This is a genomic window from Nonomuraea sp. NPDC050153 (assembly GCF_044460125.1).
GTDB lineage: Bacteria > Actinomycetota > Actinomycetes > Streptosporangiales > Streptosporangiaceae > Nonomuraea.
On sequence record NZ_JBITJQ010000001.1, the window covers coordinates 254,709 to 272,829 of the forward strand.

The 18,121-nt window shown below is 71.4% G+C and carries 17 protein-coding genes; 13 read left to right on the forward strand and 4 right to left on the reverse strand.

The window, feature by feature from the left end:
- Positions 1 to 17: 17 nt before the first annotated feature.
- The 3 genes from ACIBQ1_RS01230 to ACIBQ1_RS01240 form a co-directional block, all read right to left on the reverse strand.
- The gene (locus ACIBQ1_RS01230) at positions 18 to 1,379 is read right to left on the reverse strand and encodes a glutamine synthetase family protein (RefSeq protein ID WP_397273916.1); all 1,362 of its coding nucleotides are present in this window, start codon (positions 1,377 to 1,379) and stop codon (positions 18 to 20) included.
- Positions 1,380 to 1,441: 62 nt separating this feature from the next.
- Positions 1,442 to 1,657, reverse strand: coding sequence for a hypothetical protein (locus ACIBQ1_RS01235; protein WP_185079467.1), 216 nt, complete (start codon positions 1,655 to 1,657; stop codon positions 1,442 to 1,444).
- Positions 1,658 to 1,785: 128 nt separating this feature from the next.
- Positions 1,786 to 2,415, reverse strand: a complete 630-nt coding sequence (locus tag ACIBQ1_RS01240) for a TIGR03085 family metal-binding protein (protein ID WP_397273917.1) — start codon at positions 2,413 to 2,415, stop codon at positions 1,786 to 1,788.
- A 116-nt stretch (positions 2,416 to 2,531) separates the two neighbouring features.
- Between ACIBQ1_RS01240 and ACIBQ1_RS01245 the strand changes: the two genes are divergently transcribed.
- The 11 genes from ACIBQ1_RS01245 to ACIBQ1_RS01295 all read left to right on the forward strand — a co-directional run bounded on the left by ACIBQ1_RS01245 (position 2,532) and on the right by ACIBQ1_RS01295 (position 16,124).
- Positions 2,532 to 4,322, forward strand: a complete 1,791-nt coding sequence (locus tag ACIBQ1_RS01245) for an ABC transporter ATP-binding protein (RefSeq protein WP_397274540.1) — start codon at positions 2,532 to 2,534, stop codon at positions 4,320 to 4,322.
- Positions 4,319 to 6,100: an ABC transporter ATP-binding protein gene (locus ACIBQ1_RS01250; RefSeq protein WP_397273918.1), complete on the forward strand. Its 1,782-nt coding sequence runs from the start codon at positions 4,319 to 4,321 to the stop codon at positions 6,098 to 6,100. Before ACIBQ1_RS01245 ends, ACIBQ1_RS01250 begins: the two co-directional genes overlap by 4 nt.
- Before the next feature lie 42 nt (positions 6,101 to 6,142).
- Positions 6,143 to 6,490, forward strand: a complete 348-nt coding sequence (gene hisI / locus ACIBQ1_RS01255; protein ID WP_397273919.1) for a phosphoribosyl-AMP cyclohydrolase — start codon at positions 6,143 to 6,145, stop codon at positions 6,488 to 6,490.
- A gap of 8 nt (positions 6,491 to 6,498) precedes the next feature.
- Positions 6,499 to 7,053 (forward strand): Trp biosynthesis-associated membrane protein, encoded by a 555-nt coding sequence (locus ACIBQ1_RS01260; RefSeq protein ID WP_397273920.1) that lies wholly within the window; start codon positions 6,499 to 6,501, stop codon positions 7,051 to 7,053.
- Positions 7,054 to 7,179: 126 nt separating this feature from the next.
- Positions 7,180 to 7,794, forward strand: a complete 615-nt coding sequence (locus ACIBQ1_RS01265) for a DUF4190 domain-containing protein (protein WP_397273921.1) — start codon at positions 7,180 to 7,182, stop codon at positions 7,792 to 7,794.
- A 159-nt stretch (positions 7,795 to 7,953) separates the two neighbouring features.
- The gene (locus ACIBQ1_RS01270; protein WP_397273922.1) at positions 7,954 to 8,511 is read left to right on the forward strand and encodes a CD225/dispanin family protein; all 558 of its coding nucleotides are present in this window, start codon (positions 7,954 to 7,956) and stop codon (positions 8,509 to 8,511) included.
- A gap of 23 nt (positions 8,512 to 8,534) precedes the next feature.
- Complete coding sequence (locus ACIBQ1_RS01275) at positions 8,535 to 8,966, forward strand: DUF2752 domain-containing protein (RefSeq protein WP_397273923.1); 432 nt, start codon at positions 8,535 to 8,537, stop codon at positions 8,964 to 8,966.
- Between the two features lie 130 nt (positions 8,967 to 9,096).
- The gene (trpC, locus tag ACIBQ1_RS01280; RefSeq protein WP_397273924.1) at positions 9,097 to 9,936 is read left to right on the forward strand and encodes an indole-3-glycerol phosphate synthase TrpC; all 840 of its coding nucleotides are present in this window, start codon (positions 9,097 to 9,099) and stop codon (positions 9,934 to 9,936) included.
- Between the two features lie 20 nt (positions 9,937 to 9,956).
- Positions 9,957 to 11,180: a tryptophan synthase subunit beta gene (gene trpB / locus ACIBQ1_RS01285; protein ID WP_397274541.1), complete on the forward strand. Its 1,224-nt coding sequence runs from the start codon at positions 9,957 to 9,959 to the stop codon at positions 11,178 to 11,180.
- 73 nt (positions 11,181 to 11,253) lie between these two features.
- Positions 11,254 to 12,048, forward strand: a complete 795-nt coding sequence (gene trpA / locus ACIBQ1_RS01290) for a tryptophan synthase subunit alpha (protein ID WP_355364780.1) — start codon at positions 11,254 to 11,256, stop codon at positions 12,046 to 12,048.
- 194 nt (positions 12,049 to 12,242) lie between these two features.
- Positions 12,243 to 16,124: an endo-alpha-N-acetylgalactosaminidase family protein gene (locus ACIBQ1_RS01295; RefSeq protein WP_397273925.1), complete on the forward strand. Its 3,882-nt coding sequence runs from the start codon at positions 12,243 to 12,245 to the stop codon at positions 16,122 to 16,124.
- 28 nt (positions 16,125 to 16,152) lie between these two features.
- Here ACIBQ1_RS01295 and ACIBQ1_RS01300 read toward each other — a convergent pair whose 3' ends face one another.
- The gene (locus ACIBQ1_RS01300; protein ID WP_397273926.1) at positions 16,153 to 16,713 is read right to left on the reverse strand and encodes a TetR/AcrR family transcriptional regulator; all 561 of its coding nucleotides are present in this window, start codon (positions 16,711 to 16,713) and stop codon (positions 16,153 to 16,155) included.
- A gap of 175 nt (positions 16,714 to 16,888) precedes the next feature.
- Here ACIBQ1_RS01300 and ACIBQ1_RS01305 point away from each other — a divergent pair, with 175 nt between their 5' ends.
- Positions 16,889 to 17,374 carry a MauE/DoxX family redox-associated membrane protein gene (locus tag ACIBQ1_RS01305; RefSeq protein WP_397273927.1) on the forward strand — a complete coding sequence of 162 codons (486 nt, stop codon included), beginning with the start codon at positions 16,889 to 16,891 and terminating at the stop codon, positions 17,372 to 17,374.
- Complete coding sequence (locus ACIBQ1_RS01310) at positions 17,361 to 18,119, forward strand: DsbA family protein (RefSeq protein ID WP_397273928.1); 759 nt, start codon at positions 17,361 to 17,363, stop codon at positions 18,117 to 18,119. Before ACIBQ1_RS01305 ends, ACIBQ1_RS01310 begins: the two co-directional genes overlap by 14 nt.
- The last annotated feature ends 2 nt before the right edge of the window (positions 18,120 to 18,121 follow it).

Here is an 18,121-nt window from a genome sequence, read left to right on the forward strand (position 1 = left end):
CCGCCTGCGCGCATCCGTCAGAAGACCCGCAGGTGGTGGAACAACTCGTACGCCACGTCCTTCGCGGCGAACGCCGCCGCCTCCGAGCGCTTCACCGCCAGGTACGCGCTGCGCCGCAGCGGCCCCAGCGCCTCCATGAGCACCTCGTCGGCCTCCAGCGCGTCCAGCGCCTCGTCCAGCGACGCGGGCAGGCGGGTGTACCGGCCGGGCCGCGTGTCCGGGTCCACGTCCACGGCGGGCCCCGGGTCCAGCTTGCGCCGGATGCCGTCCAGGCCGGCGTGGATGACGGCCCCGAGCGACAGGTACGGGTTGGCGGAGGAGTCGGACGGCTTGAACTCCAGGTTGGGCTCGCCGCTCTCGCCGAGCGGGGAGCACACGCGTACCGCGGCCTCCCGGTTGTCGGGCCCGTAGACGGCGTAGGCGCTCGACCACATGCGGGGCGCCAGCCGCCGGAAGCTGTTGACGCTCCCGCAGGTCAGCGCCGTCAGGCCGGGCAGGTGGGCCATCAGGCCGCCGATGAACCCGTCGCGCACCTCGCCGTCCTCGGCGAAGACGTTGCGGTTGTCGTTCCACAGGGACAGATGCAGGTGGGCGCCGTTGCCCGCCTGGTCGGCCAGCGGTTTGGGGGCCAGCGTGGCCCACATCTGCATGCGCAGCGCCGTCCCGCGCACGGTCTCGCGGTAGAGGACGTGGTTGTCGGCCGCGCGCAGCGCGGGCGCGTGGCGCACGGACAGCTCCTGCTGGCCGGGCCCCAGCTCGGGATGGTAGTGCTCGACCCGCAGCCCCTGCGTCTCCAGGGCGCGGATGAGCTTGATCGTGTAGTCGTGGGCCGTGTCGAAGCCGACGTTGGCGTAGCACAGCGAGTCGTCGAGCGGGACCAGCCGGTCGGGACCGCCGGCCGGGTCGGGCAGGCGGCGGCCCAGCGTGAACTCCGGCTCGAACGCCGCCACCAGCGTGTAGCCCTCGGTGGCGAGCTCGGCGACGGCGTCCTTGAGGAAGGTGCGCGCGCAGGCGCCCCACGGCGTGCCGTCCGGCAGGCACAGGTCGGACAGCATCGCCGCCGCGCCCGGTGCGTGAGGCAACGGGACGTAGGTGGCGGGGTCGGGGACAATGCGGACCTCGCCCACCGGACCCATGTGCTCGACGTCCTGGAGCTGGTCGAGCATGTTCATCGCCATCATGGCCACCGTGTGCCCGATGCCCGTGCTGAGCCGTTCGGCCAACCGCGACCGGGACGCGGCCTTGCCCCGGATGACGCCGCCGTGGTCGGCGTACAGAAAACGGATCAGCTCGATGCCCTCGAGCTCGGTTCGCTCAAGGATCCGCCGCACGTTGGGATCGAGCTGATTGATCTTGTTGCCGCTCGGGCGATCTCTCATCCTGCCTGCGTAACACGATCCGGCAGCGCGGGGAAGCATCTGGCGCAGACAGAAGCCTCGCGTCAGGTCAGAACATTTGTAAAGAACACAGCCAATTGGTCGGCTCCGTGAAGGATGCCTTCAAACACTCCGTTGACCGCCGCCGCAGCCTGGGTCGGCTTGGTGAACAGGTAGAACACCACGAACGCGACAGCCACGTAGGTGATCACCTTCTTGACCTGCATGGGGGCCTCCTGCAGTCCATTCCCAGCCGTATATACCCGGATCTGGGCGATCATCGGCATCTTCTGTGAAGATGTACATGATCCTAACCGGGGGGCTTCCTTACTGAGCCAATGGTAAGCGCAGAAGGTCTGGCGTGAGCCCCTAGTTCACCGGGATTTCCGTGATAGGTCGTCTGGATCACCTAGACGCCGAGGGAGGCGTCGCGGAGCCCGTCGGTGGCCTCCGGATCGCCGGTCAGCTCGACCCTGGCGTGCCGCTGCCGCCCGAAGCAGAACATGAGCAGCTCGGCCGCCCTGCCGGTGACCTCGACCCGCGCGCCGCCGCGGGGGCCGCCGAGCGCCACGCCGCCGCCGAGCCGGTGCAGCACCACGCCCACCGGCGCCTTGCGCAGCATCAGCCGGGCTCCGGAGGCGACCCGCTTCCAGATGAGCCGTTCGAAGTCGTCGGACAGCTCGCGGGGCTCCCAGGACGGCTGGGCGCGGCGGACGTCCTCGTGGTGGACGAAGTATTCGAGCGTGTTGACGGCGTCGTCGAGGAAGGGCAGCAGCCCGTAGACGCCGCCCGGCCTGCGCGCCAGATCGACCAGCTCGGGGTAGGGGTGCCGGGCCTTGAGGCCGTCCTGGACCGAGGCGGTGTAGCCGGCGAGGGGCTTGAGCGCGATGCCGCCCATCGCGTCGGGCCTGCGCTCGCGCAGCACGAGGTGGGCGGCCAGGTCGTAGGTGGTCCAGCCCGTGCAGAGCGTGGGGGCGTCGGGGCCGAGGCGGTCGAACAGATCGCAGAGCGCGGAGCGTTCGTCGCGAGCGTACGTCACGTGGCCAACCCTACCCGTGGGAATAACGTGCTTATCGGAAGTGATAGTGACTTAGGCAGATATAGCCGATTTGAAGGGAAACGTACCGCGTGGCGACCAAGGTCACCTCGGCCGTGATGCGTCAAGGGCTGCGTGTCCTTGGGGTGGCCATTCGCACGGAGAAGGCGGTGTTCGCGCTGGCGGTGCTGGCCAGCGCGGTCTACGGCGGCATGACCGTCGCTTCCGCGTGGGCGCTGGGCTGGGCGACGCAGAACGTGGTGCTGCCGGCCTTCGGGTCGGGCCGCGTCGCATCGGGGGCGCTCTGGACGGGAGTGCTCCTCATCGTCGGGACGGCGCTGCTCAAGGCGGTCGGCGTGGCCGGGCGCCGCATCCTGGCGGGGGTCATGCAGTACCGCATGCAGGCCAGGTCACGCAGGGACGTGACCAAGCAGTACCTGAGGCTGCCGCTGTCCTGGCACCACCGGCACCCGACCGGGCAGCTCCTGTCGAACGCCAGCGCCGACGCCGAGGCCGCCTGGGCGCCGCTCGCGCCGCTGCCGATGGCCGTCGGCGTGATCGTCATGCTGTTCACGGCGGCGATCGCGATGCTGTTCACGGATCTCGTGCTCGCGCTGGTGGGGTTCCTGATCTTTCCGGCTATCGCCGTACTTAACCTGATTTATCAGCGCAAGCTCAGCCCGCTCGCCACCCGCGCGCAGCAGCTGCGCGCCGAGGTCAGCGAGATCGCGCACGAGAGCTTCGACGGCGCGCTCGTTGTCAAGACGCTCGGCAGGGAGGAGCTGGAGACCGACCGGTTCCGGCGGCGCGCCCACGAGCTGCGCGACGCCAACATCGCGGTCGGGCGCGTGCGCGGGCTGTTCGACCCGCTGCTGGAGGCGCTGCCCACGATCGGCGTGCTCGCGGTGCTCGCCGTCGGCGCGACGCGGTTGTCTGCCGGCGCGATCGACTCCGGCGACCTGGTGCAGGTGGCGTACCTGTTCACGTTGCTGTCCTTCCCGATCAGGGCGCTCGGGTGGGTGCTGGCCGAGCTGCCGCGCAGCGTCGTCGGCTGGCAGCGGGTGCAGGCCGTGCTGGAGGCCACCGGCTCCATGGAGTACGGCGGCGCGAGCGCCCCGGCCTCGGCCGCCCCCGCCGCGCTGGAGGTCTCGGACGTCTCGTACGCCTACGGCGAGGCCGAGGTGCTGCACGACGTCACCTTCGACGTGCCCGCCGGCCGTACCGTCGCCCTGGTCGGGCCCACCGGATCGGGCAAGTCCACGCTCGTGCAGCTGCTCGTCCGGCTCGTGGACCCCGGCGCGGGACAGGTGCTGCTCGACGGCGTGGACCTGCGCGAGGTGGCCTACGGCGGCATCGCCGAGTCGGTGGCGCTGGTGCCGCAGCAGACGTTCCTGTTCGACGACAGCGTGCGCGGCAACATCGCGCTCGGGCTGGAGACCCCCGACGAGGACGTGTGGGCGGCCCTGCGGCTGGCCCAGGCCGACGGGTTCGTGGCCAGGCTCGGCGACGGGCTCGACACGCGGGTCGGCGAGCGCGGCGCGACGCTGTCCGGCGGCCAGCGCCAGCGCCTCGCGCTGGCCCGCGCGGTCGTGCGCCGGCCGCGCCTGCTCATCCTCGACGACGCCACCTCCAGCGTGGACCCGCAGGTGGAGGCCAAGATCCTGTACGGGCTGAGGGACGCCGCCCAGGCGTCGACCGTCGTGGTCGTCGCCTACCGGATGGCCACGATCGCCCTGGCCGACGAGGTGGTCTACCTCGACCACGGCCGCGTCGTGGACCGCGGGACGCACGACGAGCTGCTGGAGCGCTGCGAGGGCTACCGCAACCTGGTGACCGCCTACGAGCGCGAGGAGGCCGAGCGCGCCGCCATCGAGGTGCAGGCAGAAGAGGAAGAAGAGGTCAGCGCATGACGGTGCGGAGCATCCAGGGCAACGCCGAACGTTCGGCGCTGGCCACGATCCGGCAGGGGCTCTCGCTCACGCCCGAGTTCCGCAAGGGGCTGGCGGGCACGCTGGCGCTGGCCGTCGTCGCGACCATCGGCAAGATCATCGTGCCGATCGCGGTCCAGCAGACGATCGACACGGGGCTCAAGGGCAGTTCGCCGGACATTCCGTACATCACCACGGCTGTGATTATCTGTGCGGCCGCGGTGCTGCTCACGGCCCTCGCCGCGTACATCATGAATGTCCGCCTCTACAAGGCCACCGAGTCGTCCCTGGCGACCCTGCGCGTGCGCGGCTTCCGCCACGTGCACGACCTGTCGGTGCTCACCCAGAACACCGAGCGGCGCGGCGCCCTGGTCTCCCGCGTCACCAACGACATCGACCAGATCAGCGCGTTCATGCAATGGGGCGGGCTGATGATCATCGTGGCGTTCGGGCAGCTGTTCGTGGCGACCGTGCTCATGTTCGTCTACTCCTGGCAGCTCACGCTGCTCGTCTGGGTCTGCTTCATCCCGCTGATGATCGCGCTGCCGCGCTTCCAGCGGCTGCTGTCGCGGGCGTACACGATCGTGCGCGAGCGCACCGGCGACATGCTGGCCGCGGTCAGCGAGTCCGTCGTCGGGGCCACCGTCATCAGGGCGTACGCCTCCGAGCGCCGCACCGCCGAGCGCATCGACACGGCCGTGGACGCCAACCGCGGCGCCCAGGTCAGGGCGCAGACCATCGTCGGCTTCGTCTTCCCCCTGACCGAGATCGTGGCCGCCGTCGCCATCGCCGGGATCGTGCTGCTCGGCGTGCGGCTCGGCCTGTCGGGCGACATCACGCAGGGGCAGCTGGTGGCGTTCCTGTTCCTGGTCACCCTGTTCGTCTCGCCGCTGCAGACGGCCACCGAGGTGCTGAACGAGGCCCAGAACGCCATCGCCGGCTGGCGGCGCATCCTGGGCGTGCTCGACACGCCGCCCGACGTGGCCGACCCCGGCGACAAGGGCGTGACCCTGCCCCGCGGCCCCATCTCGGTCGCCTTCGAGAACGTGCACTTCTCCTATCCCGGCGGCGCGCCCGTGCTGCGCGAGCTCACGGTGGACATCCCGCCGCGCTCGCGGGTGGCGGTGGTGGGGGAGACGGGGTCGGGCAAGACCACGTTCGCCAAGCTCCTGACCCGCCTCATGGACCCGGCGGCGGGCCGCGTCACGGTGGACGGCCACGACCTGCGCGACGTCCGCTTCTCCTCCCTGCGCGAGCGCATCGTCATGGTGCCGCAGGACGGCTTCCTGTTCGACGGGACGCTGGAGGAGAACGTCCGCTTCGGCAAGCCGTCGGCCACGGTCGAGGAGATCCGGCTGGCGATGACCGAGCTGGGTCTGGCCGACTGGCTGGAGGGACTGCCCGCCGGGCTGGACACCCCCGTGGGCCAGCGCGGCGAGTCCCTCTCTGCGGGTGAGCGGCAGCTCGTCGCGCTGGCGCGGGCGTACCTGGCCGACCCCGACCTGCTCCTGCTGGACGAGGCCACCTCGGCGGTGGACCCGGCCACGGAGGTACGGCTGGCGCGGGCGCTGGAGGGCGTCACGCGGGGCCGTACGGCCGTCTCGATCGCGCACCGCCTGTCGACGGCGGAGAACGCCGACGAGGTCCTGGTCTTCGACGCGGGCCGCCTGGTGCAGCGCGGCCCGCACGCCGAGCTGGTGGCCGAGCCGGGCGTGTACGCCGACCTGCACGCGTCGTGGGTCTCCGCGGCGCGCTCCTGACCGGTCGTGCCGGGCGCGCGGGCAGGCTGGTTGAATGGAGGCATGTCCCTGGACCCCAAGATCGCCGCGCGGTTGAAGCGCGACTCCGACGGCCTGGTCGCCGCCATCGCCCAGCAGCACGACACCGGCGAGGTGCTCATGCTGGCCTGGATGAACGACGAGGCGCTGCATCGGACGCTCACCACCGGCCGGGCCACCTACTGGTCCCGCAGCCGCGCCGAGCTCTGGGTGAAGGGCGACACCTCCGGCCACGTCCAGCACGTCAAGGCGGTGGCGCTCGACTGCGACGGCGACGCCGTCCTCGTCAAGGTCGACCAGGTCGACGGCGCGTGCCACACCGGGGACCGCACGTGCTTCGACGCCGACCAACTCGAGATCCCGCTCGGATAGCAGGCCGCATGGGGCACAGAGAGCTGTGGGGCTGGGTCGGGGCGACCGTTCTGGGGTGCGCGCTCGTGCTGTTCGGCGCGGGCCAGGCCTGGGCGCGGATCCTGGAGGCGGGGGTGACGGCGCCCACCGGAGGCGGGCTCAGCCCCGTGCTGACCCCCGTCGCCCTGGCCGCGCTGGCCGGGGTCGTGGCGGTGCTGGCCACCAAGGGCGTGGGGCGCCGCGTCGTCGGGGCGCTGATCGCCCTGTGCGGGCTGGGCGCGGCGGCCGGGACGTGGGCCGCGCTGGCCGGCGACACCGTCACCGGCTGGCTGCGCGAGCAGAACGTCCTGCGCGGCGCCGCCGACCTGCCCTGGGAGATCGCCCCGCTCTGGCCGGCGGTCACGGCCGCCGGGGCGGTCCTGGTGACCGCCGGCGGGATCGTCGCGATCGTGCGCGGCGGCAGGTGGGCGGGGATGTCGGCGCGCTACGACAGGGGGGCCGGCAAGGCCCGCGCCGAGGTGAAGGACGACAGGGCGCTGTGGGACGCGCTCGACCGCGGCGACGACCCCACCGACTCCCGCTGACCACCCCCGGGGGCGGACCCGCCGCTATGACGATTTCTTTACTGTTCTGAACCTGTGTCTGCTTGGCAAACGTTTCCTCAATAAGCTGCCGTTGCAACTCGCCACGAACACTTAGGAGCCAAGCGCATGAGCTACGGGGATCAGGGCGGTAGCGGCGGCTACGGCGCGCAGCAGCCCGGTGGAGGATACGGCCAGCAGCCCCCCAGCGGGAGCGGCGGGTACGGCCAGCAACCGCCCAGCTACGGGGGCGGGTACGGCCAGCAGCCCCCGGCCGGAGGCGGCTACGGCCAGCAGCCGACCAGCGGGGGCGGCTACGGTCAGGGCGGATACGGCGAGCAGCCGCCCAGCTACGAGCAGCCCCTCGGCTACGGCCAGCAGCCCCCGAGCGCGGGCGGTTATGGCCAGCAGCCGCCCAGCTACGGCCAGCAGGGCTACGGCTACGGCATGCCGCCCCAGCAGCCCAGGTCCACCAACGGCATGGCGGTCGCCTCGCTCGTCCTGGGCATCATCGGCCTGATCTTCTGCGGCCTCACCAGCATCCCGGGCGTGATCCTCGGCCACATCGCCCTCAACCGGATCAAGAAGACCGGCGAGGAGGGCTCGGGCATGGCCGTCGGCGGCCTGGTCACGTCCTACATCACGGTCGTGATCTGGGTGCTGTGCTGGATCATCTTCGGCGGACTCATCCTGTCCATGATCGGGCTGAGCGCCGCCGCCACGTCGTCCTCGTACGACTACTGACCGGTCGGTAACCCTCCGCGAGCGTGGCCGCACCGTGACGAGCCGCTTGCGGTCCGATTACGAATTGTCCGCAAAATGGACGTTCTTCCACGTAGGGGGCGTAATCTCGCTAGGCTGCCGCGCGCAACTCGCCATAGATGACGACATGAGAGGTCATTCATGAGTTACGGAAACCAGGGCGACGGTGGCTATGGCTCGCAGCCGCCCGGTGGCGGCTACGGTCAGCAGCCCCCGAGCGGCGGTGGTTACGGCCAGCAGCCCCCGAGCGGTGGCGGCTATGGCCAGCAGCCCCCCAGCGGTGGCGGCTACGGCGGTGGCTACGGTCAGCAGCCCCCCAGCGGCGGTGGCTATGGCCAGCAGCCCCCGAGCGGCGGTGGTTACGGCCAGCAGCCCCCCAGCGGTGGCGGCTACGGCGGTTACGGCCAGCAGCCCCCGGCCGGCGGCAACCCGCCGGACAACCACCTGGTGGCGGCCATCCTGACCACCCTGTTCTGCTGCCTCCCGCTGGGCATCGTGTCGATCGTCAAGTCCACGCAGGTCAACTCGAAGTGGCAGGTCGGCGACTACCAGGGCGCCGCGCTCGCGAGCGAGGAGGCCAAGACCTGGTGGAAGCGGTCCCTCATCGCCGGCGCCATCTGGTGGGTGCTGGTCGTCATCTTCTACGTCGTGGTGTTCGTCCTCCTGGCCGCCGCGAGCGTCCCGAGCTCGAGCTACTGAGCCGGAAGGCGGATACTGAGGGCATGAGCATCGCAACAACCGGGCGACGCGGCACGGCACGCCTCAAGGGCCTGCTCGCGCCGCTCGGTGTTGCGGGCGCGACGGGTGCCGTGTTCGCGTTCGTCGGGATGGTGGACCCCAACCAGCCGGGCCACTACCCGACCTGCCCGTTCCTGTATCTCACTCACCTCTACTGCCCGGGGTGCGGCACGCTGCGCACCATCCACGCGCTCGCCCATCTCGACCCGGCCACCGCGCTCGGGATGAACCCTCTCGCCGTGGCCATGATTCCGTTCCTGCTGTTCTGGTGGGGGAGATGGGTCGTACGCGCCTGGCAGGGCAGGCCGAGACGCACCACGCTCGCCCATCCGGCGTGGCTGTGGGCGTTCCTCACCCTCGTCGTGGTCTACTGGGTCGTCCGTAACCTGCCGTTCGGGGCGTTCCTCGCTCCGTAGGGCCTGCCACTTGGGGGGCCTGTGGTGAGGTGACCCCGTGCGGGCCGATACCATCGCAGGACAAGGCAGAGAGCGGACGCGACGCGAACTCTCCGCCACCCCCACAGTCGACCGGAGGGACCTCAAGCGCGTGAGTGAGCGGACGGAAGGGCCGAGTGTCCTCGACGACATCCTCGACGGGGTGCGCGCCGACCTCGCCGCACGACAGCAGGCCGTGTCCATTGACGAGCTCAAGCGGCGGGCCGAGCGCGCCCACGCTCCCAGAGACGCGATGGCCGCCCTCGGGGGCGACAGGATCTCGGTGATCGCCGAGGTCAAGCGGTCGAGCCCGTCCAAGGGCGCGCTGGCCGCCATCGCCGACCCGGCCGCGCTGGCCGCCGACTACGAAGAGGGCGGCGCCCACGTCATCAGCGTGCTGACCGAGCGCCGCAAGTTCGGCGGCAGCCTCGACGACCTGGCGGCGGTGCGCGCCCGGGTCGACATCCCGATCCTGCGTAAAGACTTCATCCTCACCTCCTACCAGCTCTGGGAGGCCAGGGCCCACGGCGCCGACCTGGCGCTACTGATGGTCGTCTGCCTGGAGCAGGAGGCGCTGGTGTCGCTGATCGAGCGGGCCGAGTCGATCGGGCTCACCCCGCTGGTCGAGGTGCACACCGACGAGGAGCTTGAGCGGGCGGTCGCCGCCGGCGCCCGGGTCATCGGGATCAACGCCCGCAACCTGAAGACACTCGAAGTCGATCGCGAGGTCTTCACGAAGCTGGCGCCCAAGATCCCCGATAATGTGATCAAGGTTGCCGAGTCGGGCGTGCGTGGCCCGCATGACCTGCTCGCCTACGCCAGGGCCGGCGCCGACGCCGTCCTGGTGGGGGAGAGCCTGGTCACCGGCAAGGACCCGCGCAAGGCAGTGGAGGCCCTGGTGACCGCCGGCGCCCATCCGTCGACGCGCCCCGACCACTCAGCAGAGGGATAGCAGTGGCACACGAAGGCTCCATCCTGACCGCCGCCGACCTGGCGGGCAACGGCCCGCACGGCGACGACCCCGACGTGCACGGCAAGTTCGGCATCTTCGGTGGCCGGTTCGTCCCCGAGGCGCTCATCCCGGCGCTCGACGAGGTGGCCGCGGTCTACGAGAAGGCCAAGAACGACGCGGAGTTCCTGCGCGAGTTCGACCATCTGCTGCGCACGTACGCGGGCCGGCCGACCACGCTGACCGACGTGCCGCGCTTCAGCGAGCGGGCCGGCGGCGCCCGGATCGTGCTCAAGCGCGAGGACCTCACCCACACCGGCGCCCACAAGATCAACAATGTGCTCGGCCAGGCCCTGCTGACCAAGCGGCTGGGCAAGAAGCGCGTGATCGCCGAGACCGGCGCGGGCCAGCACGGCGTGGCCACCGCGACCGCGGCCGCCCTGCTCGGCCTGGAGTGCGTGATCTACATGGGCGCGGTCGACTGCGAGCGCCAGGCGCTCAACGTCGCCAGGATGAAGCTGCTCGGCGCCACCGTGGTGCCGGTGACCAACGGCTCCCAGACGCTGAAGGACGCCATCAACGAGGCGTTCCGCGACTGGGTGACCAACGTCGACACCACCCACTACCTGTTCGGCACGGTCGCCGGGCCCCACCCGTTCCCCGAGATCGTGCGCGACTTCGCGCGCATCATCGGCGTCGAGGCCCGCCGCCAGATCCAGGAGCTGACCGGCGGCCTGCCCGACGCGGTGTGCGCGGCGGTCGGCGGCGGCAGCAACGCGATCGGCATCTTCCACGCGTTCATCGGCGACGAGGGCGTGCAGCTGCACGGCTACGAGGCCGCCGGGCACGGCCTGGAGTCCGGCGAGCACGCGCTCACGCTCACCGCCGGCTCGGTCGGCGTGCTGCACGGCTCGCGCACCTACGTGCTGCAGGACGACGAGGGCCAGACCATCGAGTCCCACTCGATCTCGGCCGGGCTCGACTACCCGGGCGTCGGCCCCGAGCACGCCTGGCTGAAGGACTCGGGCCGCGCCACCTACCACGGCGTCACCGACGACCAGGCGATGGCCGCGTTCTCGCTGCTGGCCAGGACCGAGGGCATCATCCCGGCCATCGAGTCCTCCCACGCCCTGGCGGGCGCGCTGGAGCTGGGCCGCGAGCTCGGCCCCGAGGCCACCATCCTGGTCAACCTCTCCGGGCGGGGCGACAAAGACATGGGCACGGCGATGAAATACTTCAACCTCTGACGAGCCACCACCCCGGCGCGGGGCCTCGCGCCGGGGGATAACTGGTGGGACTCGACCTTCGAAACGGACAGACATGACGACTCTTCAGACGGTTTTCGCCAAGGCGAAGGCGGACAACCGGGCCGCGCTCGTCGGCTACCTGCCCGCGGGCTTCCCCTCCAAGGGAGGCGACGTCGCCGCGGCCGCGGCCCTGGTGGAGGCCGGCTGCGACGTCATCGAGATCGGCCTGCCCTACTCCGACCCGCTCATGGACGGGCCGACGATCCAGGACGCGGTGCACCGCTCGCTGGTCAACGGCACGCGCATCGCCGACGTCCTGCGGACGGTCGAGGGCGTCGCCGCGACCGGCGCCGCCACGCTCGTCATGACGTACTGGAACCCCATCGACAAGTACGGCGCCGAGCGCTTCGCCCGCGACCTCGCCGACGCGGGCGGCGTGGGCACCATCACGCCCGACCTGACGCCCGAGGAGTCGGAGCCGTGGCGGGCGGCGTCGGCGTCCGCGGGCATCGACACGGTGTTCCTGGTGGCGCCCAGCTCGACCGAGCAGCGCATCAAGGCCGTCGTCGACTGCTGCACGGGCTTCGTGTACGCGGCCTCGCTGATGGGCGTCACCGGCGCCAGGGAGAGCGTCAACGTCGCCGCCGAGGGCCTGGTCGAGCGGACCCGGGCGCACACGGACCTGCCGGTGTGCGTCGGCCTCGGCGTGGGCACGGGCGCGCAGGCGGCCGAGGTGGCGACCTACGCCGATGGGGTGATCGTGGGGTCGGCGTTCATCCGCCGCATCCTCGACGCGCCCGACGAGGCCGAGGGCCGGGCCGCCATCGCCGCCCTGGCCGGGGACATGGCCCGGGGCGTGCGCCGCTGAGGCCCCGCGCCTTCTGCTGCTCGTTCTCTCGGAAGGACCTTCACCGGCGTGCGCCGGGGAAGGTCCCAACAGAGCTTTACCGCTCATTTGACGAAATTTCAGGATCTGGCGGGCAAAGTCCTTGGCGCGCGGTCCGGGGCGGGTGATGATCGGGGCCCCGAAGCGGTGTGACGCATGACCCCGAAAGGACACCGATGCGTCCCAGTCCCGTCACCTTCGCAGCGGCCCTCGCACTCGCGGTCACGGCCATGACCGCACCGGCCTCCGCCGACGATCCCGAACCGGCGGCCACTCCGTCGCCCACCCCGACCTACGAGTTACCCTCCCCGCAGGCGCCCTCGACCGGCGCGCCGCCGCCCGGCCCCACCGCGCAGAACGAGCCGCCCAGGCCGGCGCGCGTGGCCCGCCCGATCGCGATCTCGTCGCCGGCGCTGCGCGTGGAGCTCGACCCGGACTTCCCGCGCGTCCTGGGCTACACCGACCGGGCGAGCGGCGCCACGCTCGGCGGCGGCGCGGGCGTGCCCGCCGTCGTGCTCAACGGCCAGGCGCGGGCCGCGACCGTGGCGCTGACCGGGAACGACGGCGCGACCGCCCACTACCGGCTGACCTTCCCCGGCCTCGACGGCGTCGCGCTCGGGGCGAGCATCGGGGTCAAGGGCCGGGTGGCGACGTTCAGGATCGACTCGGTGGCCGACACCGAGGCGTTCCGGGTCAACACCATCGACCTGCCCGGCCACGACCTGGTCTCGGTGTCGAGCGCGCAGCCGGGCGCGGCGAGCGCGTTCACCCGGCTGGATCCCGACTCGACCCGCACCGCCGACGTCTTCGCCCAGGTCACCGCGGGCACCGCGCCCGACGAGAATCCGGTCGGGGCCACGTACGCGATCGTGAACACCGACCGGCTGGCCGCCGCCGTCGAGACGAACTCCACCTACGACCGCCCCTCGGGCGTCACCGACCGGGACGCCGCCAGGCTCTGGCACCAGGCCAGGAAGGACGCCGCCGGCACGGTCACCGTGGGTGTGTGGAGCGGCCAGTGGACGCACCGCGCGACCGGCTCGCCGTTCACCGAGGAGCAGCCCTGGGCCAAGGTCGTGGTCACGCCCGAGGCCAACGGCGACGGGGCGCTCGACTGGCAGGACGGCGCGGTGGCGTTCAGGAGCATCGCCGTCAGGGCGCCCGGCGCCGAGCAGACCAGGGACCGCGTGGTCACGCACATCCCCTTCAACTTCTCCAGCCAGGCCACGCACCCGTTCCTGCGCACCTTGGACGACGTCAAGCGCATCTCCCTGGCCACCGACGGCCTCGGGCAGCTCGCGCTGCTCAAGGGCTACCAGTCGGAGGGCCACGACGCGGCGCACCCCGACCACGGCGGCAACCACAACCGGCGCGCGGGCGGGCTGAAGGACCTGAACACGCTGCTCAAGGCCGGCAGGGGCTGGAACGCCACGTTCGGCGCGCACGTCAACGCCACCGAGTCCTACCCCGAGGCCAGGAACTTCAGCGAGCAACTCGTCGACAAGCGCGCCAAGGGCTGGAACTGGCTCGACCAGGCGTACCTGATCGACCAGCGCGGCGACCTCACCAGGGGCACCCTGGCCGGGCGCTTCGCGCAGCTGCGCGCCGAGACCGACCGCAACCTCGCGGTGCTGTACGTGGACGTCTTCAGGCCGTTCGGCTGGGTCGCCGACCGCACGCTGGCCGAGCTGCGCGAGCAGGGCTGGCAGGTGAGCACCGAGTGGTCGGACAAGCTGGAACGCTCGTCCCTGTGGTCGCACTGGGCCAACGACCTCGACTACGGCGGGGTCACCAACAAGGGGCTGAACTCCCAGATCATCCGGTTCATCCGCAACGACGAGAAGGACGTCTGGAACGCCCACCCGATCCTGGGCAACGCCCGCATCGTCGAGTTCGAGGGCTGGCAGGCGAAGAACGACTTCACCGCCTTCTACCGCAACATCTGGGAGCACAACCTGCCGGCCAAGTTCCTGCAGCACTACAAGATCATGGACTGGAGCCCGGACGAGATCGTCTTCACCGGCGGCGTGCGCGGCACGTACCGCGACGGCAGGCGCGAGCTGTTCGCCGGCGGGCACAAGGTGCTCGACGGGGGCGCCTACCTGCTGCCGTGGCAGGGCAAGTACTACCACTACAACCCCGCCGGAGGGGTCACGACCTGGGACGCCGACCGGCCGATGACCGTCTACCGGCTCACCGACCAGGGCCGCGTGGCCGCCGGCACGGTCACCCCGGACCACGGGAAGATCACGTTACGGGCGGAGGCGGGCGTGCCGTACGTGCTCCACCCCGGCGGGGCGCCCGGGCGGGCGGACCCGGGCTGGGGGCAGGGCAGCGGCGTGCGCGACCCCGGTTTCAACGGCGACCGGCTCGCCGGATGGACCGTCACGGGCCCCGTGAGCGTCCGGCGGAACGACCTGGGCCAGCGGGTGGCGCTGCTCGGCGGCGGGGCGCGGGCGAGGCTGGAGCAGCGGCTGACGGGCCTGCGGCCCGGCCGCACGTACTCCGCCTCCGCCTTCGTCGAGGTCGAGCCGGGCAGGACCCGCGAGACGACGCTGGAGGTCGCCGGGCGGGCGGTGACGGTCAGCCGGTCCACGGCCAGGAACTACATCGCCTCCGACGAGAAGCACGACACCTTCTTCCAGCGGGCCGCGGTGACCTTCACCGCGCCCGGCCCGTCGGCCACCCTGCGGATCACGGCCGCCGCCGCCGACGGGGACGTGCGGGTGGACGACGTGCGGGTGTTCGAGCGGGAGCCGGCCGGCACGGTGGAGACGTTCGAGTCGGCCGAGCCCGGCTGGGGGCCGTTCGTGAAGGGGGACGCGGGCGGGTCGTTCGACGCGCGCACGCACCTTTCCGAGCGGCACGAGCCGTACACGCAGGCCGGGTGGAACGGCAAGACGATCGACGACGTGCTGAGCGGCGACTGGTCGCTGAAGGCGCACGAGGAGCGCCAGGGGCTCATCTACCGCACGCTGCCGTGGACCGCCCGGTTCGAGCCGGGGCACGCGTACGAGGTGTCCTTCGCCTACCAGAGCGCGCAGGCGGGCACGTACGCGTGGGTCACCGGCTACGACAAGGGCGGCGCCGGCGTCGAGACCCGGCGCACGCCCATCCCCGAGCGGCGGAGCACGGCGACGTTCGAGGAGCGGGTGGTCGCCGGGTGCGGCGACGTGTGGGTCGGGCTGCGCTCGCTCAAGGCCGAACAGGCCGGGGCCGACTTCGTGCTCGACGACTTCTCCGTGACCGACCTCGGCGCCGCGCCGGAGGCGCAGGCGTGCGCGTCGCTGGACGTGGCGCCCGCCGCCGTCTTCGAGCAGGGGACGGCCAACGAGGTCGTCACCACGTTCACGAATCTGGAGGACGCGCCGGCCACGGACGTGCGGGTGACGCTGGACGTCCCGGACGGGTGGACGGCCGCCGGGGACGGCAGCGGCACCGTCGGGCCCGGCGGGAAGCTGACCACGACCTGGCGGGTCACCCCGCCCGCCGACGCCTTCGGCAGCTTCCGGCTCGGGGCCGCCGCCGGCTACACCGCCGGAGGGGTGGCCAAGCGGCTCACCGCGTCCGCGACCGTGCGCACCCTGCCCCCGCCGCCGGGCGGGGACGCCTACGCGAGCGACCTGGAGTGGGTCGGCGCGGACAACGGCTGGGGGCCCGTGGAGCGCGACCGGTCCAACGGCGACACCGGCGAGGCCGACGGTGGCCCGATCGTCATCGGCGGGCGGACGTTCGCCAAGGGGCTCGGGACGCACGCGCCGGCCAAGATCCGCTTCTACCTGGGTGGCGCGTGCACGGGGTTCACGGCGTTCGCCGGGGTCGACGACGTGCAGGCCACGCGGGGGTCCGTGCAGTTCGCCGTGGTGGCGGACGGCGTGGAGAAGGCGCGCAGCCCGGTCCTGCGGGCCGCCGACGCGCCGTACGAGCTGAGCGCCGACCTGTCGGGCGCCCGCTACGTGGACCTGGTGGCCGGGGACGGCGGCGACGGGAACGGCAACGACCACGCCGACTGGGGCGAGGCCAGGTTCACGTGCGCCTCGGGCCCGCCACCACCGTGAACCCGGCTGCGTTCGGTTGATCGCCCGCTCATGCCCGTACCGCCCTGGCGAACAGCCCGGCCAGCTCGTCGGCGTACTCGGCCGGGTCGGCGTCCGGGTCGGCCTCCAGCAGGGACGGCAGCCCGTCGAGCGCCCGCTGGAGCGCCATCGCGGTCACCCGCACGTGGAACGCCCCGAACTCGCCGCTCTCCTGCCCCCAGGCCAGCAGCCGCTCGACGGGGGACGGCGCCGGCGGGCCTGTGGTCGAGTTGAGGAGGATCTCCGTGGCGGCGCGCATCTCGGCGCGGTGCTCGCCGATGTACTCCACCATCGAGCGGATGTACGTCTCCAGCGCCGCGCCGGCCGTGCGCCGGGCGCTCACCCGCTCGGTCATGAACGCCGAGAGCCGCTCGTGGATCGTCGCGATCACCTGGCCGATCAGCTCGTCCTTGCCCTCGAAGTGGTACGAGATCAGGCGCGTGCTGCTGAGCCCGGCACGCGCGGCGATCCGGGCGAACGACGCCTGGTGGTAGCCGAGCTCGGCGATCGTGGCGATGGTGGCCGTCACGATCTGCGCCCTTCTGGCGGAGCCCGTGACAGTTACTTGCATGAGTAAACTTTAACTCGGGTGTGTAATTCCCGCAAGAAACACGGCTTAGCCGATGCTTATCCGCCGCGTGGTCAGATGGATTCCCGGTACTGTGCCCATCCCGGTGCAGAGAAAGAGGAGATGGCGTGTGGACGCGTCACTATCGTCACGCAGTGAGTTTTCGGCGATACCCTGGGTGACGACCGTTGCCCGGCTGGTCCTGGGCGGGGTGCTGATCGCGGCGGGTGGGCTGAAGATCGGCAACCCGGCCGACTCGGTCGTGGCGGTCAAGGCTTACCAGCTGCTGCCCGAGTCGATCGCCGTCACGGTGGGCTACACCCTGCCGATCCTGGAGATCGTCGTCGGCCTGCTGCTGGTCGTCGGTCTGCTGACCAGGGTGGCCGCGGTGATCGCCGGGCTGCTCATGTTCGCCTTCGTCTTCGGCATCGCCTGGGCCTGGGCGCACGGCCTGCGGATCGACTGCGGCTGCTTCGGTGGCGGTGGCCAGCTGGGGGTAGGGGAGGAGCCGACGTACTTGCTCGACATCCTGCGCGACTTCGGGCTCGTGCTGCTCGGCGCCTGGGCTGCGCGTTTCCCGCCGGGCCGGTTCGCGCTCGACGGTGCCCTCGGACTGGGGGGCGATAATCGTGATGAAGGGGATGACGACGATGAGCAAGGCTGAGCGCACCAAGACGAAGTCGGCGCGCGAGAAGATCAGGGAGCAGCAGGCGGAGGCACGCCTGCGCGACAGGCGCCGGCGCATCGCCACGTACGTGACCGCGGGAGCGGTCGCGGTGGCCTCCGTCGGGCTCGGCTGGTGGTACGCGGCCAGCAACTCGCAGTCGGAGCAGGCCGCCGGCGCGCTCGCGTCGGTCACGGTGCAGCCCGACGGCTCGGTCGTGATGGCCAACCAGGGCGTCACCAAGCCCGTGGTCGACATCTACGAGGACTTCCAGTGTCCCGCCTGCAAGGAGCTGGAACGCGTCAGCGGCCAGACCTTCAAGAACCTCGCCGCGGAGGGCAAGGCCAAGGTCGTCTACCACCCGATCACGATCTTCTCGCAGGAGCCGACCAAGTCCAACTCCGTACGCGCGGGCAACGCCGCCCGGTGCGTCGCCGACGGCAAGCAGTGGGTGGCCTTCCACGACCTGCTCTACCAGAACCAGCCGTCCGAGACCGAAGCCGGCTTCACGCCCGACCAGCTGAAGAGCTGGGGCAAGGAGGCCGGGGTGACCGCGCCCGGCTTCGACCAGTGCGTCACCTCGGGGAAGAACGCCGACGCGCAGCTCGCGTACAGCAAGAAGGTCATCGACGCGCAGAAGATCAACCATACGCCGACGGTGAAACTGAACGGCCAGGAAATCGACAATCCCGTACTGTTCAGCCCGCAGGATCTTCGCGAAGCGATTACGAAGGCGGCCAAGTAGCT